Annotated in this window: 20 protein-coding genes and 1 pseudogene; 8 read left to right on the top strand and 13 right to left on the bottom strand. The window is 73.4% G+C overall.

The window, feature by feature from the left end:
* Positions 1-25 precede the first annotated feature (25 nt).
* The 4 genes from Q3W68_RS26085 to Q3W68_RS26070 all read right to left on the bottom strand — a co-directional run bounded on the left by Q3W68_RS26085 (position 26) and on the right by Q3W68_RS26070 (position 1,831).
* A complete protein-coding gene (locus Q3W68_RS26085) occupies positions 26-499 on the bottom strand; it encodes a nucleoside deaminase (RefSeq protein ID WP_368045771.1) in 474 nt (157 codons plus the stop codon).
* Between the two features lie 148 nt (positions 500-647).
* Positions 648-1,169, bottom strand: coding sequence for a tRNA adenosine deaminase-associated protein (locus Q3W68_RS26080; RefSeq protein WP_302907963.1), 522 nt, complete (start codon positions 1,167-1,169; stop codon positions 648-650).
* A gap of 122 nt (positions 1,170-1,291) precedes the next feature.
* Positions 1,292-1,462 carry a hypothetical protein gene (locus Q3W68_RS26075; RefSeq protein ID WP_302907962.1) on the bottom strand — a complete coding sequence of 57 codons (171 nt, stop codon included), beginning with the start codon at positions 1,460-1,462 and terminating at the stop codon, positions 1,292-1,294.
* A gap of 72 nt (positions 1,463-1,534) precedes the next feature.
* A complete protein-coding gene (locus Q3W68_RS26070) occupies positions 1,535-1,831 on the bottom strand; it encodes a hypothetical protein (protein ID WP_120572665.1) in 297 nt (98 codons plus the stop codon).
* A 174-nt stretch (positions 1,832-2,005) separates the two neighbouring features.
* On the opposite strand from Q3W68_RS26070, the gene Q3W68_RS26065 reads away from it, so the two are divergent.
* On the top strand, positions 2,006-2,746 hold the full coding sequence (locus tag Q3W68_RS26065) for a M23 family metallopeptidase (protein ID WP_302907961.1): 741 nt from the start codon (positions 2,006-2,008) through the stop codon (positions 2,744-2,746).
* 56 nt (positions 2,747-2,802) lie between these two features.
* Positions 2,803-3,873: a PHP domain-containing protein gene (locus tag Q3W68_RS26060; RefSeq protein WP_302907960.1), complete on the top strand. Its 1,071-nt coding sequence runs from the start codon at positions 2,803-2,805 to the stop codon at positions 3,871-3,873.
* Between the two features lie 4 nt (positions 3,874-3,877).
* Here Q3W68_RS26060 and Q3W68_RS26055 read toward each other — a convergent pair whose 3' ends face one another.
* A complete protein-coding gene (locus Q3W68_RS26055) occupies positions 3,878-4,852 on the bottom strand; it encodes a DMT family transporter (protein ID WP_302907959.1) in 975 nt (324 codons plus the stop codon).
* A gap of 73 nt (positions 4,853-4,925) precedes the next feature.
* Between Q3W68_RS26055 and Q3W68_RS26050 the strand changes: the two genes are divergently transcribed.
* Positions 4,926-6,596, top strand: a complete 1,671-nt coding sequence (locus Q3W68_RS26050) for a DUF885 domain-containing protein (protein ID WP_302907958.1) — start codon at positions 4,926-4,928, stop codon at positions 6,594-6,596.
* 45 nt (positions 6,597-6,641) lie between these two features.
* Here the strand turns inward: Q3W68_RS26050 and Q3W68_RS26045 are convergent, their stop codons facing one another.
* The 3 genes from Q3W68_RS26045 to Q3W68_RS26035 all read right to left on the bottom strand — a co-directional run bounded on the left by Q3W68_RS26045 (position 6,642) and on the right by Q3W68_RS26035 (position 10,496).
* A complete protein-coding gene (locus tag Q3W68_RS26045; RefSeq protein ID WP_302907957.1) occupies positions 6,642-8,243 on the bottom strand; it encodes a DUF6114 domain-containing protein in 1,602 nt (533 codons plus the stop codon).
* A gap of 77 nt (positions 8,244-8,320) precedes the next feature.
* Positions 8,321-8,944 carry a DUF6230 family protein gene (locus tag Q3W68_RS26040; protein WP_302907956.1) on the bottom strand — a complete coding sequence of 208 codons (624 nt, stop codon included), beginning with the start codon at positions 8,942-8,944 and terminating at the stop codon, positions 8,321-8,323.
* A 394-nt stretch (positions 8,945-9,338) separates the two neighbouring features.
* Positions 9,339-10,496 carry a DUF3068 domain-containing protein gene (locus Q3W68_RS26035; RefSeq protein WP_302907955.1) on the bottom strand — a complete coding sequence of 386 codons (1,158 nt, stop codon included), beginning with the start codon at positions 10,494-10,496 and terminating at the stop codon, positions 9,339-9,341.
* A 113-nt stretch (positions 10,497-10,609) separates the two neighbouring features.
* Between Q3W68_RS26035 and Q3W68_RS26030 the strand changes: the two genes are divergently transcribed.
* Positions 10,610-11,839, top strand: a complete 1,230-nt coding sequence (locus tag Q3W68_RS26030; RefSeq protein WP_302907954.1) for an acyltransferase — start codon at positions 10,610-10,612, stop codon at positions 11,837-11,839.
* Positions 11,840-11,991: 152 nt separating this feature from the next.
* A complete protein-coding gene (locus Q3W68_RS26025) occupies positions 11,992-13,170 on the top strand; it encodes a glycosyltransferase family 4 protein (protein ID WP_302908069.1) in 1,179 nt (392 codons plus the stop codon).
* Here Q3W68_RS26025 and Q3W68_RS26020 read toward each other — a convergent pair.
* Genes Q3W68_RS26020 through Q3W68_RS26010 form a run of 3 tightly spaced genes read right to left on the bottom strand, consistent with a single transcriptional unit; the run spans position 13,155 to position 16,977 of the window.
* Positions 13,155-13,349, bottom strand: a complete 195-nt coding sequence (locus Q3W68_RS26020) for a hypothetical protein (protein ID WP_302907953.1) — start codon at positions 13,347-13,349, stop codon at positions 13,155-13,157. The genes Q3W68_RS26025 and Q3W68_RS26020 overlap by 16 nt on opposite strands.
* A gap of 35 nt (positions 13,350-13,384) precedes the next feature.
* On the bottom strand, positions 13,385-15,094 hold the full coding sequence (locus Q3W68_RS26015; RefSeq protein WP_302907952.1) for a hypothetical protein: 1,710 nt from the start codon (positions 15,092-15,094) through the stop codon (positions 13,385-13,387).
* Positions 15,094-16,977 (bottom strand): hypothetical protein, encoded by a 1,884-nt coding sequence (locus tag Q3W68_RS26010; protein WP_302907951.1) that lies wholly within the window; start codon positions 16,975-16,977, stop codon positions 15,094-15,096. Before Q3W68_RS26010 ends, Q3W68_RS26015 begins: the two co-directional genes overlap by 1 nt.
* A 162-nt stretch (positions 16,978-17,139) precedes the next feature.
* Between Q3W68_RS26010 and Q3W68_RS26005 the strand changes: the two genes are divergently transcribed.
* Both Q3W68_RS26005 and Q3W68_RS26000 read left to right on the top strand, forming a co-directional pair.
* On the top strand, positions 17,140-21,783 hold the full coding sequence (locus Q3W68_RS26005; protein ID WP_302907950.1) for an alpha-(1->3)-arabinofuranosyltransferase family protein: 4,644 nt from the start codon (positions 17,140-17,142) through the stop codon (positions 21,781-21,783).
* On the top strand, positions 21,780-23,069 hold the full coding sequence (locus Q3W68_RS26000; RefSeq protein WP_302907949.1) for a lipopolysaccharide biosynthesis protein: 1,290 nt from the start codon (positions 21,780-21,782) through the stop codon (positions 23,067-23,069). The genes Q3W68_RS26005 and Q3W68_RS26000 overlap by 4 nt, the downstream gene beginning before the upstream one ends.
* Here Q3W68_RS26000 and nudC read toward each other — a convergent pair.
* Positions 22,972-23,883: pseudogene (gene nudC, locus Q3W68_RS25995) on the bottom strand (NAD(+) diphosphatase); the annotation flags it as partial. The gene Q3W68_RS26000 and the pseudogene nudC sit on opposite strands and share 98 nt — an antisense overlap.
* A gap of 186 nt (positions 23,884-24,069) precedes the next feature.
* On the opposite strand from nudC, the gene Q3W68_RS25990 reads away from it, so the two are divergent.
* Entirely contained in the window at positions 24,070-25,884 is a 1,815-nt protein-coding gene (locus Q3W68_RS25990; RefSeq protein ID WP_302908068.1) for a VanW family protein, read from the top strand.
* A gap of 58 nt (positions 25,885-25,942) precedes the next feature.
* Here the strand turns inward: Q3W68_RS25990 and Q3W68_RS25985 are convergent, their stop codons facing one another.
* A complete protein-coding gene (locus Q3W68_RS25985) occupies positions 25,943-26,569 on the bottom strand; it encodes an NADPH-dependent F420 reductase (RefSeq protein ID WP_302907948.1) in 627 nt (208 codons plus the stop codon).
* Positions 26,570-26,719 lie beyond the last annotated feature (150 nt).

Here is a 26,719-nt window from a genome sequence, read left to right as displayed (position 1 = left end):
AAGCGCGCCTGAGCCGAGGAACCCCTCAGCGGAAGAAGGCGCGCAGCACCGCCGCGCTCTCGCGTTCCAGCACGCCGCCGTACACCTCGGGGCGGTGCGTGACGCGGCGGTCGCGCAGCACGTCCCAGAGCGACCCGACCGCGCCGGTCTTCGGTTCCCACGCGCCGAACACCACCGTCGAGACGCGGGCCAGCGCGATCGCACCGGCGCACATGGTGCACGGTTCCAGCGTCACCACCAGCGTGCAGTCGTCGAGCCGCCACCGGCCCAGCCGCTGCGCGGCCCGGCGCAACGCCAGCACCTCGGCGTGCGCGGTCGGGTCGCCGGTCAGCTCCCGCTCGTTGCGTCCGATCGCCAGTTCGGCGCCGTCCGGGCCGTAGAGCACCGCACCGACCGGCACGTCGTCGGCGTCCCGGTCGGCGGCCGGGCCGTCCGGCCCGGTCACCGCGACCTCCAGGGCCCGGCGCATCCACAGCTCGTGCCGCTGCCGGCGGCCCACCGCACCCGGCTCGGCGAGCGCCTCGTCGGCGCCCGGACCGACGCGCGCGGCCCGGCCGGGGGTGGGCTGCCCCGGGCGTACGGTCTCCAGCGCCGGATCGGTCGCGTCGGCCGGTTCGGCGGCGCCGGGGGTCAGGGACTCCCCGGGCTCAGACCTCACGCAACTCCTCGACGTCGTCCACGCAGCCGAGCACCTGGCAGATCTCGGCTGTCACGTCGGCCGGCATGGAGCCCTCGTGCGCGCAGAGCGCCAGCAGCTTCTGCGCCGGGATGCCCAGGTCGGCGAGGAGGTCGGCGTCGCCGACCGGGTCTGCCTCCGGGTCCACGGCGGGCTGCTCGGTGTCGTCGTCGCCGGAGGCGCGCGGCTCGTCGACCTCCTCCAGACCGGTCACCGAGGTCTTCAGGTCACCGACGAGCAGCGCGCCCAGCCGGGACTCCTCCGCGTACGCCGAGTCCGAACCGAAGACCCGCAGGTCCTCCCCCTCGTCCAGGCGCAGGACGACCAGGTACGTGTCGTCCGCCTCGACGAACAGCAGCGAGAGGTCGGCGTCCGGCTCGACGTCACGCAGCCGGTCGGCCACCTCCTCGATGTCGGTGACGCCACGCAGGCTCACCTCACCGGCGGTCCAGCCGCCGTCGACGCGCGCCACCGCAGCAGCGAAGTACGACACGGTCCCCCCAAAATTGGCCTCGGCAGCACGCCGACACGTCACGCGATGCACGTTAACCGGTCGGGTCGGCAGGCGAGCGGTCAACGCCCCGTATGGGCCGGCCGTTCCTTGAGAGAAAGCCGTCAGCCGACGACGCGCCGACGGGTGGCGATGAGCTCGCGCAGCCGCTCGGTGCGGGCCCGCTGCGGCCGCTGGCGCTGCTGTACCGCACGGGCACCGGCCAACTCGGCGAGGAGTTGCAGGCGACGGCGGCTCCGTTCGGGGTCGAGCCGCGGCGGTGTGGTCCAGGCCATACCGCGAGCGTGGACCGTCCTCAGGCGTACGTCAAGGTGGCCTTCGCTACGCAGCGGAACCGGCACCCAAGGTCACCAGAGCGGCCAGTCCCCCGTCTGTGCCCACCGCGTCGCGACGATCGCGGCAGCGATGCTCCAGCCACCCGCGGTGACGATCGCCACGCCCGTCGCCACCCCCCGGTCGCCGTGGCGGACCAGCACCGCGGCGGCCAGCCAGGCCAGGCCGCCGGCCAGCAGCGTCCACCAGGCGTAACCGGCGACGCCGCCGCCGAGGAGCCCGAACAACAGCAGCCAGGCGAACGCGACCAGCGCGCCGACCGCGACGCCGGCGCCGGTGACCGGGTACGGCTCGCGGTAGCTGGGCCGCATCGACGTGCTCGACGGGAACAGCCCCGAGGGCGTACGCGGCGGCCCCGGGAACGCCCCCGGGCCGGTCCCCTCGGATCCGCCGTGCCACCCGTGCGTCACCGCCGCCTCCTTCCCGGACCATCCGTCCCGCGTTCGGCATTCGTCCCTACGGTAGTGGTCTGTCAGGATGACCGGATGCGCTCGCCATCGATCGGACGCCGCACGCTGCCGGCGTACCCGGTCCTGCTGCTCGTCGCGGCGCTCGCCGCCGGGTGCGGCGCCCCGACCGGGCGCGCCGACAGGTGGCAGGAACCGAGCCCGATCGCGACCGCCGCGCAGCCCGCCGACCCGACCTCGCCGGTCGCGCCCTCGTCCGCCGCGCCCTCGCCGGCGCGCACCGACGTGAAGCGGGTCTTCCCGGTACGGGCCGGGAACGTCGCCTACCACCCGACGCACGGCGGCTACCCGGGCACCGACGTGTTCGCCGACTGCGGGGAACCGGTGGTGGCGGTCACCGACGGCGTGGTGCTGGAGGTCAGCCGCGTCGACCGGTTCGACAAGCGCGGGCCGCTGGGCCCGCACAACGGCGGACTCTCCGTCTCGCTGCTCGGCGACGACGGGGTGCGCTACTACGGCTCGCACCTGAGCGCGATCACCGCCGGTGTCGACGCCGGGGTACGGGTGCGCGCCGGGCAGCAGCTCGGCAAGGTGGGCCGTACCGGCAACGCCAACAACGTCTGCCACCTGCACTTCGGCCTGTCCCCGAAGTGCACGGGCGCCGACGACTGGTGGATCCGCCGGGGTGTGGTCTGGCCGGCGCCGTACCTGAACTCGTGGCGCAAGGGCGGCAACCGCTCGCCGGTCGCCGAGGTCACCGCATGGCAGCGCAAGCACGGCTGCCCGGCCGCGCCCGGCCGGTCCACCCGCGGCGGCTGACCGACTCGCGCTGCGGGGACACGCGGCGGACGGCGGATGCGCGTAGGTTCCAGGGCATGAGTGCCCGGGATCCCATCGCCGACCTGCGCCGGATCGCGTTCCTGCTGGAACGGGCGAACGAGGCCACGTACCGGGTCCGGGCGTTCCGGTCGGCGGCGAAGACGCTCGGCGCGCTGCCCGCCGCCGAGGTTGCCGAGCGGGCACGCACCGGCAAGCTGACCGAGCTGTCCGGTGTCGGTGACGTGACCGCCCGCTGCGTGGCGGAGTCGCTGGCCGGCGAGGAACCGGTCTACCTGCGCCGGCTGCTGGCGACCGAGGGCACGGACCTGGACGAGGCGGCGGCGAAGCTGCGGGACGCGCTGCGCGGCGACTGCCACACCCACTCGGACTGGTCCGACGGCGGCTCGCCGATCGAGGAGATGGCGCTGGCGGCGGTCGAACTGGGCCACGAGTACCTGGTGCTCACCGACCACTCGCCGCGGCTCACCGTGGCCCGGGGCCTGACCGCGGAGCGGCTGCGCAGGCAGCTCGACCACGTCGCCGCCGTCAACGAGGCGCTGCCGAAGGGCTTCCGCATCCTGACCGGCATCGAGGTGGACATCCTCGCCGACGGCTCGCTCGACCAGGACGAGGACCTGCTGGCCCGCCTGGACGTGGTGGTCGGCTCGGTGCACAGCGGCCTCAACGACGACCGGGCGAAGATGACGCGCCGGATGCTGACCGCGATCGCGAACCCGAACCTGGACATCCTCGGCCACTGCACCGGGCGGATGGTCTCCTCCCGGCCCGCCGGGGTGACCGGGCCGGGCGACCGGGGGCACCGGGCGCGTACCCGCAAGGAGAGCGAGTTCGACGCGGACGCCGTCTTCGCGGCGTGCGCCGAGCACGACGTGGCCGTCGAGATCAACTCCCGGCCGGAGCGGCAGGACCCGCCGAAGCGGCTGATCCGCGTCGCGCTGGAGGCCGGGTGCCGGTTCGCGATCGACACCGACGCGCACGCGCCGGGCCAGCTCGACTGGCAGCGATTCGGCTGCGAGCGGGCCGCGCTGTGCGGCGTACCGGCGAAGCGGGTGGTGAACACCTGGACGGCCGACCGCCTGGTGAAATGGACGGCCGGCCGCGGCTGAGGAGTCAGCCCCTGGTGGCCGGCTCGGCGGCGCGGACGGCGGGCGCCACCGCCTCCGACCGTGCACGGCGCCGCCCGAACAGGCCCTGGGCGACCGCCACGCCGACGAGCACCACGAACGCGCCGACCGGCTGGTGCCAGTTCATCCGCTCGCCGAGCACCACCGCGCCGACGAGCACCGCGAACACCGGGATCAGGTACGTCACTGTGGACGCCGTGCTCGCCCCGGCCAGCCGGATGTTGCGCATGTTGATCACGAAGGCGAGCCCGGTGCCGAGCGCGCCGAGCGCCAGCACGCTCGCCGCCACGCGCGGGGAGAGGCCGATCGGCGACGGCGGCGTACCGACGAACGGCGCGACGAGCGCGAGCTGCGCGGTCGCCACCAGCAGCTGGGCCGCCGACAGCGACAGGCCGGAGTACGCGCTGCCCGCCACGAACTTCTTCTGGTACGGGATGGCCAGCCCGTAGCAGGCAGCCGCGCCGAAGCACATGAGCTGGCCGACGAAGTGGGCGCCGCCCACGCCCTCCCAGACGCCGAGCACCACGAGCACGCCGGCGAAGCCCAGCCCCAGCCCGACGGCACGCCGCGCGGTCAGCCGCTCGGTGCGGAACACCAGTACCGCCAGCGGCAGCACGATCAGCGGCGTGGTGGCGTTCCAGATGCCGGCGAGCATCGACTCGACCCGCTGCTCGCCGTAGCCGAACAGCGTGAACGGCACCGCGACGCCGAACGCGGCCACCACGAGCATGTGCGCCCACACCCGGGGGTCGCGGGGCAGCCGGTCGCGCAGCACTGCGAGCACCACGAGCAGCGTCAGCGCGCCGGTGGCCACCCGGTAGAGCGTGAGGTGCACGGGGTGCAGCTCGGTCACGCCGACCTTGATGAACAGGAAGCTGGAGCCCCAGATGGCGGCGAGCGCGACGAACCCGGGCAGCCAGCTCCGTACCGGGGCGCGGTCAGGAGTGATCTCGACGTTCACCCCTGACACTCTGCCGCAGAGGTACGACGAAGTCGCGCGGTATTCCGGATGCGGCGTCACGTAGGGTCGCCTGGTGGGACGAATCGATGACCTCGCCAACCGGTACGTGGCCGAGTGGGCCCCGCTGAGCCCGACCGGCGCCACCTACGTCGGCATCGCCGGCTACGACGACCAGCTCGACGACCTGTCGCCCGAGGGTTACGCGGCCCGCGCCGAGCTGGCCCGCCGCACGCTCGGCGAACTCGACGTGACCGAGCCGGAGACCGAGGCGGAGCGGACCGCCAAGGAGGCCATGCAGGAGCGCCTCGGCCTGGAGCTGGCCCGCCACGACGCGGGCGAGACCGGCAGCGAGGTCAACGTGATCTCCAGCGGGTTGCACGAGATCCGGATGGTCTTCGACCTCATGCCGACCGACGGCGAGGAGGCCCGGGCGAACGTGGCCGCCCGGCTCAACCGCTTCGCGTCCGCGCTGGACGGCTACAAGCGCACGCTGCGCGAGGCCGCCGCCGCGGGACGGGTCAGCTCGCGGGTGCAGCTCGTCGAGGTCGCCAAGCAGTGCGACGTCTGGGTCGACCCGGAGGGCGACAACTTCTTCCACGGGCTGGTCGAGCGGATCGACGCCGACGGCACGCTCGGCGCGGAGCTGCGCAAGGGCGCCGCCGCCGCGACCGCCGCCACCGCCGAGTTCGGGCAGTTCCTGCGTACCGAACTGGCGCCGGTGGGGCGGGAGAAGCAGGCCGCCGGGCGGGAGCGCTACGAGCTGGCCTCGCAGTACTTCCTCGGCGCGAAGGTCGACCTGGACGAGACGTACGCCTGGGGTTTCGCCGAGCTGGCCCGGCTGGAGGCCGAGATGCGGTCGGTCGCCGCGCGGATCGCCGGGCGTGGCGCGTCGGTCGACGACGCGGTACGCGCGCTCGACGCCGACCCGGCGCGGACGGTACGCGGCAAGGAGGCGTTCCGGGACTGGATGCAGGCGCTCGCCGACAGGGCGGTCACCGAGCTGAACGGCACCCACTTCGACATCCCCGAGCAGGTACGCCGGATCGAGTGCTGCCTCGCGCCGACGAGCGACGGCGCGATCTACTACACCGGCCCGAGCGAGGACTTCTCCCGGCCGGGACGGATGTGGTGGGCGGTGCCGCAGGGCATCACCGACTTCTCCACCTGGCGCGAGGTGACCACCGTCTACCACGAGGGCGTGCCGGGTCACCACCTCCAGGTCGCCCAGACCGCCGTCCGGGCCGACCTGCTCAACCGCTGGCAGCGGCTGCTGTGCTGGGTCTCCGGGCACGGCGAGGGCTGGGCGCTCTACTCCGAGCGGCTGATGGACGAGCTGGGCTACCTCGCCGACCCGGGTGACCGGCTCGGCATGCTCGACGGGCAGGCGCTGCGCGCTGCCCGGGTCATCGTGGACATCGGCATGCACCTGGAGCTGGAGGTCCCGAAGGACAACCCGTTCGGCTTCCACCCGGGCGAGCGGTGGACGCCGGAGCTGGGCTGGGAGTTCATGCGGGCGCACTGCCGGGTGCCGGACGAGAACCTGCGCTTCGAGCTGAACCGCTACCTGGGCTGGCCCGGGCAGGCGCCGTCGTACAAGGTGGGCGAGCGGATCTGGTTGCAGGCCCGAGAGGACGCGAAGGCCCGCAAGGGCGCCGACTTCGACCTCAAGGAGTTCCACCGCCAGGCGCTCGACCTGGGTTCGCTGGGGCTGGACCCGCTGCGCAAGGCGCTGGCCCGGATCTGAGCGGGTGCCGGGTGCCGGCGGTGAGTCCCGCCGGCACCCGTCGCGTCAGGCGCCGAGCGTCAGCCGCAGCGGCTCGCCGGTCAATGTGTTGCTGGTGACGTACGCCAGGTCGATGACCGGGTCGGTGAACGTCACCTTGAAGGGCAGCGTGACCGGCAGCCCGTCCGGGAACGGCAGGTCCGGGGTCAGCGTCAGCTTGATGCCGGCGAGCTTGCCGACGAACCGGGTGCAGTAGAACGCGACGTCGTCGCGGACGACGAGCTGAGGGGTCACGTACCGCTGGGTGCGACCGCGTGGACCGTCGGCGACCAGCAGGAAGTCGTCGGTCACCGCCTCCTTCATGCTGAACTTCAGCACCTTGAGCGCGCCCTGCTCGGTCTGCAGGTCGGTGATCCCCTCGAACCGCAGCCCGGTCATGGCCACCTTGGAGCCGGTGAGCTTCGACGGCTGCTGGCCCACCTTCGGCAGGCTCGGGTCGGCGGCGATACGCGGCAGCGGCTTGCCCGGTTCCACCTTGCCGGGCTTCGCCGGTTCCTCCTTGCCCGGCTTGCCCGGCGACGGGCAGTCGGTCGGGCCGGGACGGGTCGCCGGCTTGCTCGTCGGGGTCGCCGACCCGCTCGCGGTCGGTGTGGGCGAGGGCGTCGCGCTCTTGTCGCTGCCGCCCTTGAACAGGTCGCCGATCCCGTCGAAGAAGTCGGTGATGATGTTGCCCTCCCGCGTCGGGCTCGCGCTCGGCGTCGGGGTGGGCGTGGCGGAGGGTGCGCTCGCGCCGGACGACGGCGTGGCGGGCTTCGACGGGCAGGCGCTGGCGGCGGGCTTGCTCGGGGCGGCCTGCACCGCCCGCGGCGCTACGGCCAGGCCGGCGGTGGCGAGGCCGAGCACCACGAGGACGACGCCGAAGGTGCGCGGGTCCGCCGAACGGCCCGCCCGCTCCGGCGGGCCGCCGTCGGATCCGGCCGCGTGCCCGTTCACCGACTGCCGAGGGACCGGCCGCTCCCCGCCCGGCCGCTCGGCAGTCGGCCGCTCGGCAGTCGGCTGCTCGGCAGTCGGCTGCTCGACGGCCGGCCGGACGCCGACCGGCACCTCGACGGTGGGCCGGTCGTCCACAGGCCGCTCGTCCCCAAGCCGCTCGTCCCCAAGCCGCTCGTCCGCGGGCCGCTCGTCCACGGCGGTCTCGAGCTGGTCGTCCACAGTGGTGCCGGGCTCGTCGGTGTCGCCCTCGACCTCGGCCGCTTCGGCACCGGCGGGACCGGCCGGCGGGGTCGGCACCCAGGCGAACGCGAGCGCACTACCCACGATGCCGAGCAGCAGGCCGAGGAAGAAGCCGCCGAGGTTGAGCCCGATCAGGGAGTAGACGGCGGTGATCGCCGCGACGATCGAGTAGAACAGCCGCTGCGGCGGACTGAGCCAGAGCAGCACCCCGCAGGTCACCAGGATGCCCGGGATCAGCAGGGCGAGCAGGCCGGTGGCACCGCTGCTGAAGCTCAGACCGTTGAGGGTCAACCGGGTGGAGGCGAGCATCTCCACCCCGGCCAGGATGATGAACAGGCCGCCCCAGAACGGCCGGGTCCGCTGCCAGCGGCGGAAGGTCCGCCATGCCCGGGCCGCGGTGCCGAGCCGGGCGTGGGACGGTTCGAGGGTTGTCACGTACTCCTCCTGGCGGAGCGGGGACGGGGACGGTGGGGCGGGCCCGCGGTGGTCGGCCACCGCGGGCCGTGCTCAGCTCAGAAGCACTCCTTGCCCTTGGCGTCGTCGCCCACGTTGACCTTGAGCCGGAGCCCGACCAGGTTGAACGTCGAGGAAGTGGTGTAGCGGGACACCTGCTTCAGCTCACGGATGGTCACCCGGTCGGAGTTCTGGCCGAACGAGCCCCGCTGCGCCGTCGGGTTGAGGTCGCTGGCGTCGCGGCCGATCTGGATGTTTGTGAAGGTGGCGTTGCCCTCGAGCGAGTCCATCGCGATGACGAGGTCCTTGGCCCGGGCGGGGTCCTTGCCCTCACCGGCGTTGATGGTGAGCACCACCGGCAGGCCGGGCAGGTCGGCGCGGACGGACTGGCAGAGCTTGTACAGCTCGGCGCTGCTGATCTCGGCCATCGCGACCGGGCGCGTGGTGCCGGCCTTGCCGTCCTCGCCCTTCTCGCGGACGATGCCGCCGTACTGCTTGAAGCCCTCGCCCTCCAGGCGCTTGGCGCCGATCTTGAACGTCTGCCCGGACACGGTGATGTCGGAGGCGATGGCGCCGGTCGACATGCCGAACAGGATGGCACCGGCGGCGGCCGTGGTGGGCACGATCATGGCGGCGAACCGCCGCCACCGGGTACGACCCTGGTTGTCGAGCCGATTCTGCACGGGGGTTCCTCCTCGAACGAATGTGCGCGGCGGCCGATTCCGAACCGGCGGCCCGCGCCGGGCCCGTCCTCTGTTACCGACGGGTAACGATCGAGCCTGATCGTGCACCCGATGCGGTGTAGCTCACAACCCCCTGATTACCCGGCGGTAACACCGGGGCGACACGGCGAGGTGACCAGGCGTTACGAAACCGCAGGCCACGCAGGGAGATGAGGACGAAATGTCCGCCCAAACCGGGCATCGATGGCGATGAGCGCGACGGAAAGTTACCGGATATCTCGCCGTTACAATCGAGTAACGAATGTAAAGTACGTTCGCCCGCATGGGAGATCTCCACGACGGAGGGGTGGACCGCAGCGCGGTCCACCCCTCCGTCGTGCTTCCGGCGTACCGGTCAGCGGCGCTCCACCTCACCGGCGCCCGAACGCTGGGCCGGCACCGACGGATCGTCGGACCGCCAGTTCGTCGACGCCGGCGGGATCTCGTCGTCGAGCGGGCCGCCCACCGGCTCCTGGTCGACGCGGGTGGACGTCGGGTCGGAGGTCGGCGCGTCCGCCCGGTGCCGGGCGTTGCCGTCACCCTTGGGCCGGGTCACCAGCCACACGCCCGCGATCAGGGCGATCAGGCCGAGCACACCGGCGATGATCGGGCCCCAGACACTGATCAGGCCGATCTTGAAACGGTTGTCCTTCACCGTCTCGACGCTGCGGCTGATCGTGTCGTCGTTGTAGTTGAAGTCCGCGTCCAGCAGCACGGTCGGGGCGCCGGTGTCCGGACGCAGCTCCTTGTACTGCTGCTCGCGCACCTTGATGTAGGCGCCGGTCACCGGGTCGACCCAGAGCGTACGGGTGTTGCTGTAGACGATCTGGCCGCTGGTCGCGCCGGGCGCGAACTTGCCCAGCAGCGTCTTGACGCTGTCCTCAGGCGTGTTCAGCGGCTCGTTCTCGATCCGCTGCTCGAAGCGGTACGTCTCGACGCCCTTGATCTTCTCGGTGCCGGTGAACCGCGCCGGGGCCGTCTTCTTCAGGTCGCGGTCGAACACCTGGTAGTCACGCTTGCCGGTGCCGAACGGGAACTTGTAGATCTGGCCGGAGTAGCGCACGTTGCCGACCGGGGTCTGCTCCGCGCCGGACTCGTTGAGCCACTGCTCGTCCCACGGCGCAGCCGCGCCGGAGATCCGGTACAGCGCCAGCTCGGTGCTGTACTGGCTGATCACATCCTGGTTGTCGCTGCGCTTGACCGTCTGGAAGACGTTCCAGATGACCGCGTCGCCCTTCAGCTCCTTGGGCACGCGGTCCTTGGTGTCCTCCGGCTGCGGGATGACCTCGATGCTGGAGACGAGATCGGCCTGCGGCACGTCGATGCTCACGCCACCGGCTTCGGACTTGATCTGTAGGAACTTCGCGCCCTTCGCCTCCGCGACGGACGTCGTTGGTTCCAGGTCATAGGGCAGCTTGGTCACGGCGGGGGCCACGTAGAACGGCAGCCCGGCCGCGAAGACCAGCAACAAGACACCTAGCCCGAAGAGCGCGGCGCCCACGCGAAGCTTCACTCATCCTCCTGTAACCTGCCGCCCTACGGTCTGTCGTCCGGGGCACCCGATCCTTAGCATTGGCGGGAGGTTACTCCCCAGTCACCTTCAAAAGCGACCCCCTGGATGTCCAGATGTCCACAGCCACCACGCCAACAATCCCGGAGCCATCGGTAACGGGCCGTCTTCCCGCCCTCGACGCGCTGCGAGCGATCGGCGCGGTGGCGGTCGTCGGTCACCACGTCGGCTTCCAGACCGCCGTCACCATGAACACCACGTGGGGCGGCTGGTTGGCGCGCCTGGACGTGGGCGTGGCGATCTTCTTCGTGCTGTCCGGCTTCCTGCTGTTCCGGCCGTGGGCGCTCAGCGCCGCGACCGGACGGCCGCGGCCACGCACCGAGCGGTACTTCTGGCGCCGGGCGCTGCGGATCCTGCCCGCGTACTGGCTGGCGGTGGTGGTCTGTTTCGTCGTCCTGCCGGGCAACCACCCGGTGTCGGCAGACGACTGGCTGCGCCACCTCACGCTCACCCAGATCTACGAGGCCGGCCAGCTCGGGCACGGGCTCAGCCAGACCTGGAGTCTCGCCACCGAGGTCGTCTTCTACCTGCTCCTGCCGCTGCTCGCCGTGCTCGCCGTGGGCCGGACGTGGCGTCCCGTCCGCACCGTGCTGCTCGCCTCCTGCGGGGCGCTGCTGACCCTCGCGTGGATCGCCATGATGGGTGCCGGCTGGCTCGACGGCGCGCTGCACACGATGTGGTTCCCCTCGTACGGCGCCTGGTTCGGCGGCGGCATGGCGCTCGCCGCGGCGCACGTGGCCCTGCGTACCGGGACCGCACCGGCCGCCTTCCGCGTGCTCGACGACCTCGCCTCGGCGCCGCTCGCCTGCTGGGCGGCAGCGGTCGCGGTGATGGCGATCGCGACGACGCCGATCGCCGGCCCACGCGACCTGACCAGCCCGACCGCCACCGAGTTCGGCACCAAGCTGGCGCTCTACCTCCTGATCGCCGTCCTGATCACGATCCCGGTGGCGTTCGGCGGGCGGACCCGGGCGAAGGAGGTCTTCAGCAGCGGGTGGGCGCGGTGGATGGGGCACGTGTCGTACGGCCTGTTCCTCTGGCACCCACTGGTCATCGAGCTGATCTACCTGATCGACGACCGGCCGCTGTTCACCGGCAGGTTCCTCGACATCTTCGCCCTGACCATGGTCTTCGGCCTGGCGTACGCGGCGGTCAGCTACTACGGCGTCGAGCGTCCCCTGCAGACCCTCGGCACGCAGAGCCGCCGCCGGCCGACCGGGCGCGGCCCGGCGTCCGGGACATCCGCCGTCCCCGCCACCACGCCGGACGTCGCGGCGCCCGCCTAGCTGTCACGTAACGCTCACCTTCAGTCACCTGGCGACGACCGGCGGACCGACGCCGCCGGTCGGGGCATTGCCGGGCGCGGGCCAAGCCCCTTAATGTGACGCGCACCGCTAAATTACTTGAGAGTAGGGTTCGCGTGGAGCGTCGCTTCGGCATGCCCGGACACGTGCTGTTCCTCAACTGGCGAGACACTCGCAACCCCGAGGGCGGCGGTTCCGAGGTGTACGTGGAACGGATCGCCGCCGAGCTGGTGGCGCGCGGATTCCGCGCCACCCTGTTCTGCGCCGCGCACCGTGAGGCCCCCGCCGACGAGGTCAACGACGAGGGCATCCGGTTCGTCCGGCGCGGCGGCCGGCACACCGTCTACCTCTGGGCCGCGCTCTGCTACCTGGCCGGGGCGTTCGGCCTCGGCCCGCTGGCCGCGCGCCGGGGCGGCCGGCCGGACATCCTCGTCGACGTCTGCAACGGCCTGCCGTTCCTCTCCCCGCTCTGGGCCCGGCGCCCGGTGGTCAAACTGATCCACCACGTGCACCGCGAGCAGTGGCCGGTGGTCCTGCCGCAGTGGGCCGCCCGGTTCGGCTGGTGGGTCGAGTCGTCGCTGGCGGTACGCGTCTACCGGCGGTGCCGGTACGTCACCGTGTCCGAGGCGACCCGGCGTGAACTCGCCACCCTCGGCGTACCACCGGAGCAGGTCTCGGTGGTCTACAACGGCACGCCGGAGCTGCCCCGCACCGACGTCGAGCGCGCTCCGTTCCCGCTGCTCGTGACGCTGAACCGCCTGGTGCCGCACAAGCGGGTGGAGGTGGCGCTGCGCGCGGTCGCGGCGCTTGCCGACGAGCTGCCCCAGCTCCGGCTGGTGGTCGCCGGGCAGGGCTGGTGGGAGTCGCACCTGCGCGAGGTCGCCGACGAGCTGGACATCGCCGACCGGGTGGACTTCCGGGGCTTCGTGACCGAGGAGGAGAAGGCCGCGCTGCTCGCCTCGGCCTGGGTCGCCCTGACGCCGTCGCTCAAGGAGGGCTGGGGGCTGACGATCGTGGAGGCCGGCGCGGCGGGTACGCCGACGGTGGCGTTCCGGGAGGCGGGCGGCGTCGCGGAGGCAGTGGTCGACGGTCGTACCGGCCTGCTGGCCGACGACATCGACGACTACCTGGCGAAGGTGCGCGCGCTGCTGCACGACGACGAGATGCGTCAGGAGATGGGCGCTCAGGCCCGGCGGCACGCCGCGAACTTCACCTGGCCGGTGGCGGGGGAGCGCTTCGCGACCCTGCTGGAGACTGCGGACTCGCCCCGCCCGGTCCAGCGGCGGGGCGATCCGTCCTACCTGTTGCCGTAGACCTCGGGGGCGTACGGGTCCGGCTTGCCGGCCCGCTTGGCCGCCTCCGAGGCGCTGCGAGCCTCGGCCGCGGCCTCCTCGGCCGTGGCGGTCGCGGCGGCCGAGATCCCGCCGAGGGCCAGGATCCCCAGCAACGCCGCCACCAGGCCGGACACGACAAGGGTCAAAGCTCTACGCATGCCATTCCTCCGATGGTGAGACGTGCGAGCGGACGTTACCACGCAGTAGCTCGCCGGCGTAGGGTCGAAAAGGCGGCAGCCATGACCGCCAGAACGGCAGTTCCGCACGCGAGCACGACCAACCAGCGGCTCGCTCCGGCCCGCTGCGGCGAACCCGAGGCGGCCGGGTTCCGGTAGAGGCTCAGCGACTCCCCCTCGTACCGGAGGTCGAGACCGGCCAGGACGGCCGGGTCCACTGTGCTCGGCGTACCGTGCTGCACCACCACCCAGCGCACGCCGGTGGCCGAGACCGGCCGCCCCTCGGCGAGCACCCGGCGCACCTCGCGCAGCCGCGGGTTCTCCCCGGCCACCGCGATGTCGTCGACCACGAGCGTGTCGTCGGTGAGCACGGTTCCCGGCAGATAGCGGGGTGCCGGGTCGAGCACCACCCGGCCCGGATTCCACGGGTAGGCCCGGTAGGTGGTCAGCGGCAGCGCGAGGATCTCACCGGGATCGCCGGGCAGGCGCTCGGCGACCGCCCGCCAGTCCGCCGGATACCGCACCGGACTGATCCGGCCGGCCCCGCCGAACGCCAGGTCCGGCATCGCGGCCACCGGCAGGAGCAGCAGCCCGGCCAGCACGATCCCGCCGACCTCGCGGTCGATCCGGGCCACCAGCCGCTCGGCGCCGAGCGCCGCGCACACCACCAGCACGAGGGCGTACGGCGCGAGGAACTTCTGCCCGTCGCGGAGCAGTCCGGCTCCCGGCACGTGCGCCACCGCCCAGCTCAGCGCCGCGTTGCCGCCGGGCAGCACGGCGAGGGCGGCCAGCAGGTACGCGCCGCCGGCCAGCACGCCCAGCCGTACCGCCGCGCCCGCCGGCAGCCGGCGCCGCAGCAGGCCGGCGCCGACAGCGGCCAGGACCACGAGGACCAGTGTCGCGAGCGGGGCCAGCGTGGCGGACCGGCTGGACGGGGTGGCCTGCATGTTCCAGATGCCGCCGGTGCCCGCGAGCGCCACCAGCGGACCGGCCCAGTTCTCGGCGCGCGCCGCGAACGCCGTCACGCCGGCCGGGTCGGACGTGCCGCCCGCGCCGGTGACCAGGGCCGCCACGATCCACGGGGCGTTGAGCAACGCGACACCGCCCACCGCGACCGCGGACAGCCGCAGCCGGGCCCGGTCCGCCGCCAGCACCAGCACCGTCGCCAGCGCGATCAGGCCGCCGGTCGGCGTGACCGCGGCGGGCGCGGCGAGCAGCACCACCCGGGCGAGCGCACCGTCGCGGCCCGCCCGCAGGTCCAGCGCCGCCCGCACCAGCCAGGGCAGCGCGGCGTATGCCAGCAGCAGCCCCCACTGCCCGATCAGCAGCCGCTCGGCCAGGTACGGCGTCCACGCGTACGCCACCGCGGCGATCAGCCGCACCGCACGCCGCTGCGTCGGCACCAGCCGTCCCGCGCCCACGGCGGCGAACAGGACCGCCCCGGCCAGCGCCACCCGCTGCACCACCCAGCCCGGCACGAGCTGGGTCACCAGCGAGACCAGTGCGTCCATCGGCACCGCCCGGGGCAGGCTCTGCGCCGGGGCCACCAGATCCCAGCTCAGCGGCTGCCGGGGGACGAACACCATGTCGTACCGCAGCGCGTAGCCCGGCGCCGCGAGCGGAGCCAGGATCAACGCGGTGACGACGACCGCCACGAGATACAGCGGCAGCGTCTCCCGCCACGGGCGGGCCGCGGGGCCGCCGGTGGCGGTGGGACGTCCGGTCATTACGGCTTCGGCACCGCCCGGCCGATGGTGACCAGGTTGGTGCACAACCGGACGCCCGGCGTGTTCACCGTCAGCTCGACGGCGGACCCGGCGCCCTCCAGCATGAAGAACACGTCGTTCAGCCCGCTCTTGAGCGTGAGTTCACGGGTGGCGTCGCCGAGCTTGAACACCGCCGTCGAATCACCGGAGCTGACGTAGCCGAAGTGCACCACGTACGGCCACTCCACCAGATAGCCGTCCATCGGGATGCGGACGGTCCGGCCACCCTCGGCCAGGTGCCCGCAGCCTTCCACGGTGCCGGGCGCGACCTTGCGCCCCTCGACCACGACCGGACGGATCCGGCCGTTCCCGTCGAACGTCGACGGCTTCTCGCTCATCGTCACGAACGTCGGCCGGCGCTCCGCCGGACGGAAGAAGTGGGACTGGAGGTTGTCCGGCCAGAAGTACCCGGCCACGACCCGGTCCGGGACGGTCGTGTCGAAGAAGACGGTGCCGGGCGGCGCGGCGGCCAGTTCGGCCTGCGTCGTGGCCAGGTAGTCCCGCCCGTGCTTGGTGCTCCAGTTGTCCCCGAACCGCGCGGTGCTCCACAGCGTGCCCACGCCGATGGTGGCCAGCAGCACGACCATCGAGACGAGACCGACGGCGAAGGCGCCCGGCTCCCGCAGCACTGTCGGCAGCGGCCACGCGGAGACGTCGTCCTCGTCGCTGTCCTTCATCCCGAGCAGCGCCACCCCGACGCAGATCGCGGCCACCAGCACCACGTCCGCGACGTACCGGGGGACGACACCGACCAGCGGGCCGAGCGGTCCGCCGAGCCGGGTCGCCGCGAACAGCACCGCGACCATGCCGAGGTAGCAGGCGAGCAGCAGCCAGGCCCGCCCGGCCGACGGCCGCCGTCGCACCGTGACCACGATCAGCGCCGCGAGCACCGCCCAGGACAGCCACTTCGCGATGTCGTACGGGTCGGACAGCGGCGGCCCGTCACCGGCGTACGTCCAGCGCCACGGCCCGCCGAGCAGGCCCGGCACCACCGTGTCGCCGATCAGGTCGCCCAGGAAGGTGAAGACCTGCCCGGCCGACGTGGCCTCGTCCAGCACCCGGGCCGGACGGGTCACGTAGTACGCCAGGTATGCCCCGGACAGCACGGTGAGCATCAGCCACGCCGGCCAGAACCGCACGACTGTGGTCACCAGGCTGCGCCACGCGCGGCCCTTCGTGAACAGGAACGCGGTCAGCAGGAACAGCAGCGGCACGATCAGCAGCGCCTTGGTGTCGAAGAGCAGGCCGAACACCAGCCAGAACGCGACCAGGGCGAGGTGCCTCTTCCGGCCGGTGCGCACGTACCGGATCTGGGCCGCCACGGCGAGGACCAGGGCGAGTTGCGGCGGCAGCACCAGCAGGCCGACCAGCCACAGCGACGACACCTCGAGCGTCAGCGGGCTGAACAGGAACACGCTCAGCGGGACCAGCAGCCCCCAGCCGGGCCGCAGCAGGTCACGGAGCAGCCGGTAGAGGGCGATCCCCACCGCCGCCTGCCCGGCCGCCAGCAGCAGGATCCACGGCCAGCCGGCGAAACCGGCCGCCCGGACCATCAGCCAGGCGACCGCCAGCCCGGCCGGCATCAGGTGGTTGTTGAACGTGCCCAGCAGGTAGTCCGGGTCCAGCCGGGTGTCGAGCACCTGCGCGGCGATGACGAACTCGTCCTGCGAGAACCAGCCACGGGCGGCCAGCCCGGCACGCGACGCGACGGACACGATGATCAGGGCGATCGCGACCGCGCGGACGCGGTCGGCGGCGATCCAGCGACCGATGGGTCCGGGTCCGTCGTCCTCCGCGCCGACGGCTGCCGGATGCGTCTCGGCCGCTGCTTGTGGCATTGACATGGTCGGCAGCCTGCCACACGCTTACACGCCGTGGGGACGGCCGTTCTCCTGATAACGCCCCGCAGCGCCCCCAGGTCGCCGCCGCGCGTCCGGTCCGGATAACGTCGCGCGACACGCGTCATGTTGCAGGTGCGCGTACGGCCGGCGAGACAGGAGCCGAAAATGCGTGCGGACGGGACGACAACGTCGCCGGCGGGGACGGACATCCCCGCCCGGGAGACCGGCCGTGCCCGGCAGACGGCGCGACGGTTCCGGCACCTGACGATCTGTCTCGCGCTCACCGCTCTCGCCTTCCAGCAGGCCCCCGGGCAGGTCGTCCCGGACACCAAGGTCGACCTCAACGTCAATCCGGCCGGGTGGCTGCTGCGCTCGCTGCACCTCTGGGATCCCACCGGCACGTTCGGCCAGCTCCAGAACCAGGCGTACGGATATCTCTGGCCGATGGGCCCGTTCTTCCTGCTCGGGACGGAACTGGGCATCGCGCCGTGGATCGTCCAGCGGTTGTGGTGGGCGCTGCTGTTCTGCGTCGCGTACCTCGGTGTGGTGCGGCTGGCGGGCCGGCTCGGCATCGGCAGCCCCGCCGGCCGGATGATCGCCGGCGTCGCGTTCGCGCTGTCCCCGCGCATCCTGACCCAGCTCGGCTGGTCGTCGGTGGAGTCCTGGCCCAGCGCCGTCGCGCCGTGGGTGCTCATCCCGCTCGTGGGACTCGCACGGGGTGCCCGGCTGCGGCGCGCGGTCGCCGGGTCGGCGGTCGCCGTCGCCTGCGCGGGCGGCGTCAACGCCACCGCCGTGGCCGCCGTGGTGCCGCTCGCCCTGCTCTGGCTCGCCACGCTCCGGCCGCTGCGCCGCCGCGTCACCGCCCTCGCGGCCTGGTGCGGCGCTGTCGCCCTGGCCACCGCGTGGTGGCTGATCCCGCTGCTGGTCCTCGGGCGGTACAGCCCGCCCTTCCTGGACTACATCGAGACCGCCCGCAACACCACCAGCGTCACCGACGCGGTGACGACGCTGCGCGGCGCCTCCTACTGGGTCGCGTATCTGGCCTCCCCGTTCGGCGCGACCATCCCGGCCGGCGCGCGGCTGGCCAACGACACGCTGCTCGTCGTGGCCACCCTGGCGGTGGCCGCGCTCGGCGTGCTCGGCCTGTCCCGGCGCGGGATGCCGCACCGCCGGTTCCTCATCACCGGTCTGCTGCTCGGCGTCGCGCTGGTCGGGCTCGGGCACACCGGCGACCTGCCGAACATCCTCGCCGGGCCGCAGCAGCAGTTCCTCGACGGCATCGGCGCCCCGCTGCGCAACGTGCACAAGTTCGACGTCCTGCTCCGCCTGCCGCTGGCACTCGGCCTGGCGCACCTGGTCAGCCTCGCCGTACGCGCCGCCCGGACCGCGCCCGAGCAGCGCCGAGGCCGCGCCACGGCCCGGGCCTGGCTCACCGCCGGTGCCGCGATGGTCGCGGTGGCGGGCGTCGCCTCACCGGCGCTCGCCGGTGGCCTCGCCACGCCGGGGGCGGTCAAGGACGTGCCGGGCTACTGGCACGAGGCCACCGACTGGCTGGACGCGAACACCGGCCGCGGGCGCGTGCTCGTCGTCCCCGCAGCGCGCTTCCCGGCGTACGACTGGGGCAGCACCACCGACGAGATCGCCCAGCCGCTGCTGGACAGCCGGTGGGCCGTCCGCAACGCCATCCCGTTCACCCCGCCCACCACGATCCGGCTGCTGGACGCGATCGAGTCGACGCTCGCCACCGGCGCCGGGTCAGCCGGCCTGGCCGACCTGCTCGCCCGATCGGGGATCAGCCACGTCCTGTTCCGCGCCGACCTCGACCACGGTCGCTCGGACACGGCCCGCCCGGCAGTCGTGCGGCAGGCGCTGGAACGCTCACCCGGCCTGACCCGCGTCGTGTCCTTCGGCCCGGTACGCGGCGGCTCCGACTCCCCTGACGAGTTCCGCGACCAGGGCCTCGACGTGCCCGGGCGGGCACTTGAGGTGTACCGGGTGGACCGGCCCGTCCAGCCGGTGGTCGCGTACGACCGCGACGACGTGACCACTGTCGTCGGCGGTCCCGAGTCGCTGCTCGACCTGGCCGCCTCGGGCCAGCTGAGTGCCGCGCCCACGATCCTGGCCGGCGACGCGAAGGCCGGCGAGAGCACCGGCCGGGTCGTGATGACCGACGGGCTGCGCCGCCGGGACGTCTCGTTCGGCCGGCTGCGCGACAACTCCTCCCAGACGCTCACCGCCGACGACACCTTCGCGGTGTCCGCGCCCGCGCACGACTACCTGCCCGACTGGGGACCGGAGTGGTCGACCGTCGCCCGCTTCGAGGGCATCAGCGCGATCCGCGCCTCGACCGCCCGCTCCCAGATCGACGCCACCGGCGGCGCCCGGCCGGAATACCAGCCGTACGCGGCGATGGACGGGAACACCGCCACGTCCTGGCGCTCGGCGCCGCACTCACGCAGCGACAGGCAGTGGATCGAGGTGAACCTGGCGAACCCGACCCGGGTCACCCGGGTGGAGGTGTGGTTCGACCTGAAGGCCGACGCCCTGCCCACCACTGTCACCGTGACCGCCGGGTACGAGAGCCGCACCGTCGAGCAGTTCGGTGACCACATGGTCTTCGAGCTGCCCGGCGTCCACGCCACCCGCAAGGTCGAGGTCTCCGTCGACGCCGCGTTCGACCTGCGCCCGTTCGGCGACAAGTCGGTCGGCATCACCGAGATCAAGATTCCCGGCGTCGAGACCGGCCGGACCCTCCAGCTGCCCGCCGCCCCCGCCACCGACCAGCCGGCCGGGGTCGTCGTGTCGGCGGCGCCGTCCACGCCCGCCTGTTTCACAGTGGACGGCCGCCCGCGCTGCTCCACCGACGCGATCCGCGGCTCCGAGGACGCCTCCACCATCGACCGCACCTTCACGCTGCCCGTGGCCGGGACGTACGACGCGAAGCTGTGGGCCCGGCCGACCCCCGGCCCGGAGCTGAACGCCGCCCTGGACAAGCTGGTCGCCGACGCCCAGCCGTTGCGCCTCGCGCCGCAGGTCACCGCGTCCTCGACGGCGGTGCCCGACCCGGCCGGCCGGCCCGGAGCGGTACTCGACGGCAACCCGGCCACGAGCTGGTCACCGGCGCTGACCGACGAGGCGCCGATCCTGCGCCTCACCTGGCTCGAACCGCAGGTCATCAGCCGGATCCGCTTCACCGTCGAGGAGGGGACCGCCGCCACCCGGATCGGCAGCGTCCGGGTGGTCGGCAACGACGGGTTCCGCAGCAACCTGCTCACCAACGACGGTGTGCTCACGCTCGACCCGCCGATGCGAACCGACTCGATCACCATCCAGTTCCTCGACAAGCCGTCCGCGACCAGCACCGACCCGTACGGCCTGCGACTGCCCGAGCCGCTGCCCGTCGCGGTCGGCGAGGTGACGGTGCTGCCCCTCGGGACCACAGTCGCGCCCCGCCCGGAGACCCCGCTGAAGCTGGCCTGCGGATCGGGCCCGACGCTCCAGATCGGTTCCTCCCGGATCACCACCACGCTCACCGGCACGGTGCGCGACCTGCTGGAGATGCGCGAGATGCCGGTCACCGCCTGCGGCCGGAACACGCCCCGGCAGCTCGACCTGGGCGGCGGCGAGCACCGCCTCGTCACCACGGCGAGCACGCTCGCCACCGCCACCCGGGTCGCGCTGGCGCCGCGTACCGCCACGCCCGCCCCGGCGGCCACCGCCGGCGACATCGAGGTGGGTTCCTGGTCGGCCACCGAGCGGCGGGTACGGGTGTCCGAGCACCCCGTCGACCGGGTGCTCGCGGTCCGGGAGAACACAAACACCGGCTGGCAGGCGACCATCGGCGGGAAGACGCTCACCCCGCTCGTGGTGGACGGCTGGCAGCAGGGCTGGATCCTTCCCGCCGGTGTCTCCGGGGAGGTGGTGCTGCGCTTTGCGCCGGACACCCCGTACCGGATGGGTCTGCTGCTCGGCGGCGTCCTGCTCGCGGTGGTGGTGATGCTCGCGGTGCTGCCGGACCGCCGGCTGGCCGGGGGTCGCGCGGTCGCCGTCGTACCGGCGGCCCGGCGACGGCTCACCCGCTCCCTGCCGCTGCTCGCAGTCGGCGCCGCGGCGCTCGTGCTCCACAGCGGTCTGCTCGGCGCCCTGCTGGTAGCGGCGGGCTTCATGCTCGCCGTGCCCGGGCCGCGCCGCCTGCCCTGGACCAGTGACCCCCGGCGGGTCAGGAGGATCGCCCGGGCCGCCGAGACGTGGCTTCCCGGCGCGCTCATGGCGCTGGCCGGATGGGTCTATCTGGAATCGGCCGACCAGCACACCGACGCGCTGCCGCAACTCCTGACGGTCGCCGCCCTGGGCGCACTCTGGCTGCCCACTACCGCCCGCCGACGGCCCGTACGCCGGATCCGGCCGGCCTCGGCGGCGGCCCCGGCCGTGCCGGCCCCCCGGGCGTCCGAGCCGGCCGGGCAGCCGACGCCCGTCCCGGCCCTCGCCGGGGCCGTCGCCGCTCCCGTCGCCCTCGCCGGTCCAGGCGCGGGTGCGGGCATCGGCCAGGGGCGCGACGCCGAGCCGGGCGCGACGCACGACGCCGAGCCGGGCCTGGCCCACGACGCCGCGCCAGGGCGGGACCGCGACGCCGAGCCGGCCACTGACCACGACGCGGACCGAGGGCCGGACGGCGACGCCGAGCCGGATCCGGACCGGGACGTGGACGTGGAGGGCCGGACCGAGCCGGGCACGGACGGGCGGCCGGGACCGGACGCCGCGCCGGGCACGGACGGCGGCCCGGCGTCCCGCGTCTCGGAGATCACGTGAGCGAGGGCCGGCCAGGCCCCGAGCCGGAGGCGGCGGACGGCCGGAGAACCGGGCTGGGCGCGGCGGGCGTCGCCGTCACGCTCGCCGGTGTCCTCGTAAACGGCCTGGCCTACCTGGTACCGGTGCTCGCCGCCCGGAAGCTCGACGCGGACGACCTCGGTGCGCTCGCCACCGCCCTCGGCCTGGTGGCCATCGCCGGTGTGCCGGGGCTCGGCCTGCAACTGGCAGTCGCCGTGCACCACGCCCGGCACGGCCCGTCCGACACCCGGCGGCTCACGGTGCTGACCGCCGCCCTCTGCGCGGGGACGCTGCTGGTGGCGATGCCGGTGCTCGTCGCCGCGCTGGACCTGCCCGCTGTGGTACCCGCGCTGCTGGCGGTCACCACCGCGTCGGTGGTGCTCTCGTCACGCTCGCTCGGCGAGTTGCAGGGCGGCCAGCGCTTCCTGCGGCTCGCCACCGCGATGGCGCTGCTGGCCGCCGCCCGCTACGGCGGGGTGATCGTGGGGCTGCTGCTCGGCGCGGGTCTGACCGGCGCGCTCGCGATCGGGGCGCTCACCGCCGCGCTGGCGCCACCGGCGCTGGCCTGGCTGACCGGCACGCCCCGGCGTCCCTCGGCCGCCCCGCGCCTGACCGTCGCCCAGGTGACCGCCGGATGCGGGGCGACGCTGGCGATGCTCGTCGTCTCCTACGCCGACCTGCTGCTGGCCCGGCAACTGCTGCCGCCCTCGGGCTCCGGGGCGTACTCGGTGGGGACGGTCCTGACGAAGGGCGCGCTCTGGGCGCCGCAGGTCGCCGCCGTCCTGGCCCTGCCGCGCCTGGCAAAGGGGGACCGCCGCAGCCGCACGATCGCGCTCGCGGTGACGGGTGCCTGCGGCCTGGTCCTGGTGGGCGCGTCGGCGGTCGCCGGCGGGCTGGCGTTCCGGCTCGTCGGCGGACCCGACTACACGGCGCTCGGCCGGTACGCCCCGCTGTTCGCCGCCGTCGGCGCGCTCTACGCGGTGACGTTCGTGCTGCTCAACGACCGTCTCGCCGGGGGCGTCAGGTGGGCGGCGGCACCCCTGTGGCTGGGCACCGCCGCGCTGGTGACAGTCGCCGCGATCGTGCGCCCGCGTACCGTCGGCGGTCTCGTCGTCGCGGCCCTCGCCACGGCCGTGGTCACGACACTGCTGATGGCCGTGCCGGCGCGTCGGCGGACAGCCAGTCACCCAGCAACAGGTGATCGATCGAGTCCACCCGGCCCAGCGAACGGCCGGACGCGATCCGCGCCCGCAGCTCCGCCCGGGTGAACCAGCGCGCCTCCAGCAGCTCCACCCCGTCGACGCGGACCTGCTCGGAGGTGGCGACGGCCCGGAAGCCCACCATCAGGCCGGCGGGAAACGGCCACGCCTGCGACCCCTGGTAGGTCACGTCGGTGACAGTCACCCCCGCCTCCTCCGCCAGCTCCCGGCGGACCGCGTCCTCCAGGCTCTCGCCGACCTCGACGAAGCCGGCGAGCGTCGACCAGGCCCCCTCGGCCGCGCCCGCGTGCCGGGCCAGCAGGCAGCGCCCCGGCGGGCCGGGCGCCTCGACGAGCATGATGACGGCCGGCTCGATCCGGGGGAACAGCAGCCGCCCGCACTCCGCGTCGGCGCAGGTCCGGACGTGTCCGCCGCCACCGGCCACCGCCGCCGCGCCACACGCGCCGCAGTATCGCTGCTGCCGGTGCCACAACAGCAACCCCCGGGCGTACGCCTGCACGGCCGCCCCGGCCGGGTCGAGCCGACCGGCCAGCGCCCGCAGGTCGACGGGCTTCGTGGCGGCGACCGCCTCCACGGCGGCCCGCTCGCCGAGCGCGGACAGGTCGACGGCGAACACCGCGGCGTCCCCGTCCAGCCCGAGGAAGACCGTCTCGCCCGCGACGGCCCGGACTGCCGCCGCACGCTCCCCGGTGAGCCGGACCGGCCCGTCCCCGTCGACGAGGCAGCGGTCCCGCCACAGCGGCAGCACCACGCTCGCCGGATCGGTCAGCCGCTCGGCCAGCCAGTCCGCGTCGGCGCGCCGCGCCGCGGCCCGGTCCAGCCATCCGCCCCCGTACGCCGGCACCCGATCCTCTGTCCGCACCAGCTCACCGTGCCACGATCCACACCGCGGCACCGCCCCGAAAGGGGTGATCGGTGCGACACCGGCGGTCAGCCGACACGACCGCCGGGCCGGACACTCCCGGCGGGCCCGAGCGTTGGTTACCGTAGGTGTCTCCCGCGGGGGAAGCGGTCCCCGCGTGTACTTCCGATCGAGGTTGCAGTGACGATGTACGGCGAGAAGATGCCGGCTGCCGACGACCGCCCCACCATCAAGGTGGCGGCGGTGAGCTGGCCCGGCGTCGAGATGGAGCCGGTCGCCGCACCACCGGGAGGCGGCGCCGGGCCGACACGCTCGCGACGGGCCCGGCTGCTCCTGGCCGGCGGGATCGTCGCGGCCGTGCTCGCCGGCGGCGTCGGCCTGGGGGCCTACGCGTACGCCGGTGACGTGCCCCGCGGCACCACGGTGCTCGGCACCGAGTTGGGCGGGCGGAGTCGCGCGGAGGCGGCTCAGGCGCTCCGCGCCGAGCTGGAACGCCGGGCGGACACGTTGAACGCCCCGCTCGCGGTCACAGTCGGCGAGAAGAAGGCCGAGCTGAACCCGGCCGACGTGGGGCTGGCCATCGACATCGAGGCGACCGTGGCGGCTGCGGCCGAGGCCGACGCGCACGCCGTGAGCCGGCTCGTCGGCTCCCGGACGGTCGAGCCGGTGGTCACCGTCGACCAGGCCAAGCTGGGCGCGGCCCTGCGCAAGGTGATGGGCGCGCAGGGCCGTGAGATGACCATGCCGGCGATCGTCTGGACCGATACCACACCGAAGCCGGTCTACCCGAAGCCGGCGCTGACGATCGACACCGACGGCGCCGCCGCCGTGGTGAAGGCCGGCTGGCTCGCCGCCGAGCCGGTCACCGTGCCGCTCGTCGAGAAGTGGCCGGCCACCACCCGCGAGGAGGTGGACCGCCTCGTCGCCGAGCTGGCCCGGCCCGCGGTGGCCGCACCGGTCACGCTCACCACCGACGGCGGTTCGGTCACCATCCCGCCCGCCGCCATCGCCCGGTCACTGCGCTTCACCGTCGACGACGCGGGCACGCTCACCCCGAAGGTCGACGTCAAGCGGCTGCGTGCCGCGCTCGGGGACCGGCTGACGAAGCTCGAGGTCGAGCCGCGGGACGCCGGGCTGACCATCAGCGGCGGCAAGCCGAAGGTGGTGCCCAGCAAGGCCGGGCGCCAGGTAGACGCCGCCGCGCTCGGCCCGGCCCTGCTCGCGGTGCTGCCGAAGACCGAGGGCCGTACGGTGACCGCCGAGCTGAAGCCGGCCGCACCCGAGCTGACCGAGGCGGAGCTGACGAAGCTCGGTGTCAAGGAGCGGGTGTCGACGTTCACCACCCACTTCACCGGTGGCCTGTCGTCGCCGCGCAGCCAGAACATCGTCCGTGCGGCGAAGGACGTGGACGGCGCTCTGGTGAAGCCCGGCGAGACGTTCTCGCTCAACGGGCACACCGGCGAGCGCGGCTACGACCAGGGATACAAGGACGCCCCGACGATCGTCGGCGGCAAGCTGGTGCCGGGTGTCGGCGGGGGCGTCTCCCAGTTCACCACCACGCTGTTCAACGCCACCTACTACGCCGGGCTGGAGGACGTCGAGCACAAGCCGCACTCGTTCTACTTCAGCCGCTACCCGGCGGTGATCGAGTCGACCATCTACTGGCCGCAGCTCGACTTCAAGTTCCGTAACAACACGCCCTACGGCGTACTGATCGACACGTCGTACACGTCCAGCTCGATCACCGTCTCGATCTGGAGCACCAAGATCTACGACAGTGTGAAGACCGAGTACGGCCCGCGCCGCAACATCACCCAGCCGAAGACCGTCTACCTGACGCCGGGGCCGAACTGCATCGCCGCCGCCGGCAGCGTCGGTTTCGCCCAGGACGCGTACCGGGTCATCAAGAAGGACGGCAGGGTGTTCAAGCGGGAGAAGTTCAGCTGGCGCTACGACGCCGAGCCGCGCTTCATCTGCGCCCCGAAGCCGGGCGACGACTGATCCACGAACGCGAAAAGGCCCCGCCGGACCCATCCGGCGGGGCCTTTCTCATGCTTCCTCACGGCCGCGCCGCGGCCAGCCCTTCGCGTACGCCGTCGGCGTCCCGGTCGGTGCCGTAGACGGGCGTGTCCGGCTGCTGCCGCCAGCTCTCGTCCAGGGTGCCCGCGTCGACCGGGTCGAAGCCCAGCTCGTCCACCAGGCCCATGACGGTCCGCTTGGCGTCCGCGTCGTCAGCGGCCACCGGCAGCGCGATCCGGCCGGAGGTGCCCGCCGGCTTGCCCTCGTCCATCAGGTGCGCGGCCTGGATGTTGTTGAAGACCTTCACCACCCGCGCGCCCTTGAGGTGGTCAGCGGTCCAGCGGCTGGAGCTGAGGCTGCGGTCCGTCAGCTCGGGGATGTCGCCGTCCCGCTGGGGGTAGTAGTTGTTGGCGTCGACCACCAGCTTGCCGTCGAAGAGCGCCGCCGGGAGCTGCGGCACCGCCTTCAGCGGGATCGCGATGACCACAAGTTCGGCGCCCTGGACGGCGTCCTCCACCGACACGGCCCGGGCGCCGGTTTCGGCGGCGAGGTCGGTCAGGCTCTCCGGCCCGCGGGAGTTGGCCACCGCGACGTCGTGACCGAGTGAACGCAGACGACGGGTGAGGGTGCCCCCGATGTGCCCCGACCCGATGATTCCGATCTCCATGCCCACTCCTGTACCCCGTGTGGTCGGACCCGATCACGGTTCCGGCGTACGACACGTCACGTTTCCCGCCGCCGAGCCGGCGGGCGAGCGTGCGTCGACGGTCCCGGCTCGACGGTACGAGACCGCAGCCGCCCGTCGTGGTGTTTTCCG

Origin of the sequence: Micromonospora sp. C28ISP2-4, from assembly GCF_030519385.1 — a bacterium.
GTDB lineage: Bacteria > Actinomycetota > Actinomycetes > Mycobacteriales > Micromonosporaceae > Micromonospora > Micromonospora tulbaghiae.
The sequence above is the reverse complement of the archived record's forward strand: the minus strand, read 5'-3'. Positions and strand labels throughout refer to the sequence as shown.

Excerpts from the sequence above, each read along its gene's own strand:
- Q3W68_RS26075 (WP_302907962.1), bottom strand. The coding sequence starts at position 1,462 with ATGGCCTGGACCACACCGCCGCGGCTCGACCCCGAACGGAGCCGCCGT.
- Q3W68_RS26070 (WP_120572665.1), bottom strand. The coding sequence starts at position 1,831 with ATGCGGCCCAGCTACCGCGAGCCGTACCCGGTCACCGGCGCCGGCGTC.
- Q3W68_RS26065 (WP_302907961.1), top strand. The coding sequence starts at position 2,006 with ATGCGCTCGCCATCGATCGGACGCCGCACGCTGCCGGCGTACCCGGTC.
- Q3W68_RS26060 (WP_302907960.1), top strand. The coding sequence starts at position 2,803 with ATGAGTGCCCGGGATCCCATCGCCGACCTGCGCCGGATCGCGTTCCTG.
- Q3W68_RS26030 (WP_302907954.1), top strand. The coding sequence starts at position 10,610 with ATGTCCACAGCCACCACGCCAACAATCCCGGAGCCATCGGTAACGGGC.
- Q3W68_RS26025 (WP_302908069.1), top strand. The coding sequence starts at position 11,992 with ATGCCCGGACACGTGCTGTTCCTCAACTGGCGAGACACTCGCAACCCC.
- Q3W68_RS26020 (WP_302907953.1), bottom strand. The coding sequence starts at position 13,349 with ATGCGTAGAGCTTTGACCCTTGTCGTGTCCGGCCTGGTGGCGGCGTTG.
- Q3W68_RS26015 (WP_302907952.1), bottom strand. The coding sequence starts at position 15,094 with ATGACCGGACGTCCCACCGCCACCGGCGGCCCCGCGGCCCGCCCGTGG.
- Q3W68_RS26010 (WP_302907951.1), bottom strand. The coding sequence starts at position 16,977 with ATGTCAATGCCACAAGCAGCGGCCGAGACGCATCCGGCAGCCGTCGGC.
- Q3W68_RS26005 (WP_302907950.1), top strand. The coding sequence starts at position 17,140 with ATGCGTGCGGACGGGACGACAACGTCGCCGGCGGGGACGGACATCCCC.
- Q3W68_RS25990 (WP_302908068.1), top strand. The coding sequence starts at position 24,070 with ATGTACGGCGAGAAGATGCCGGCTGCCGACGACCGCCCCACCATCAAG.
- Q3W68_RS25985 (WP_302907948.1), bottom strand. The coding sequence starts at position 26,569 with ATGGAGATCGGAATCATCGGGTCGGGGCACATCGGGGGCACCCTCACC.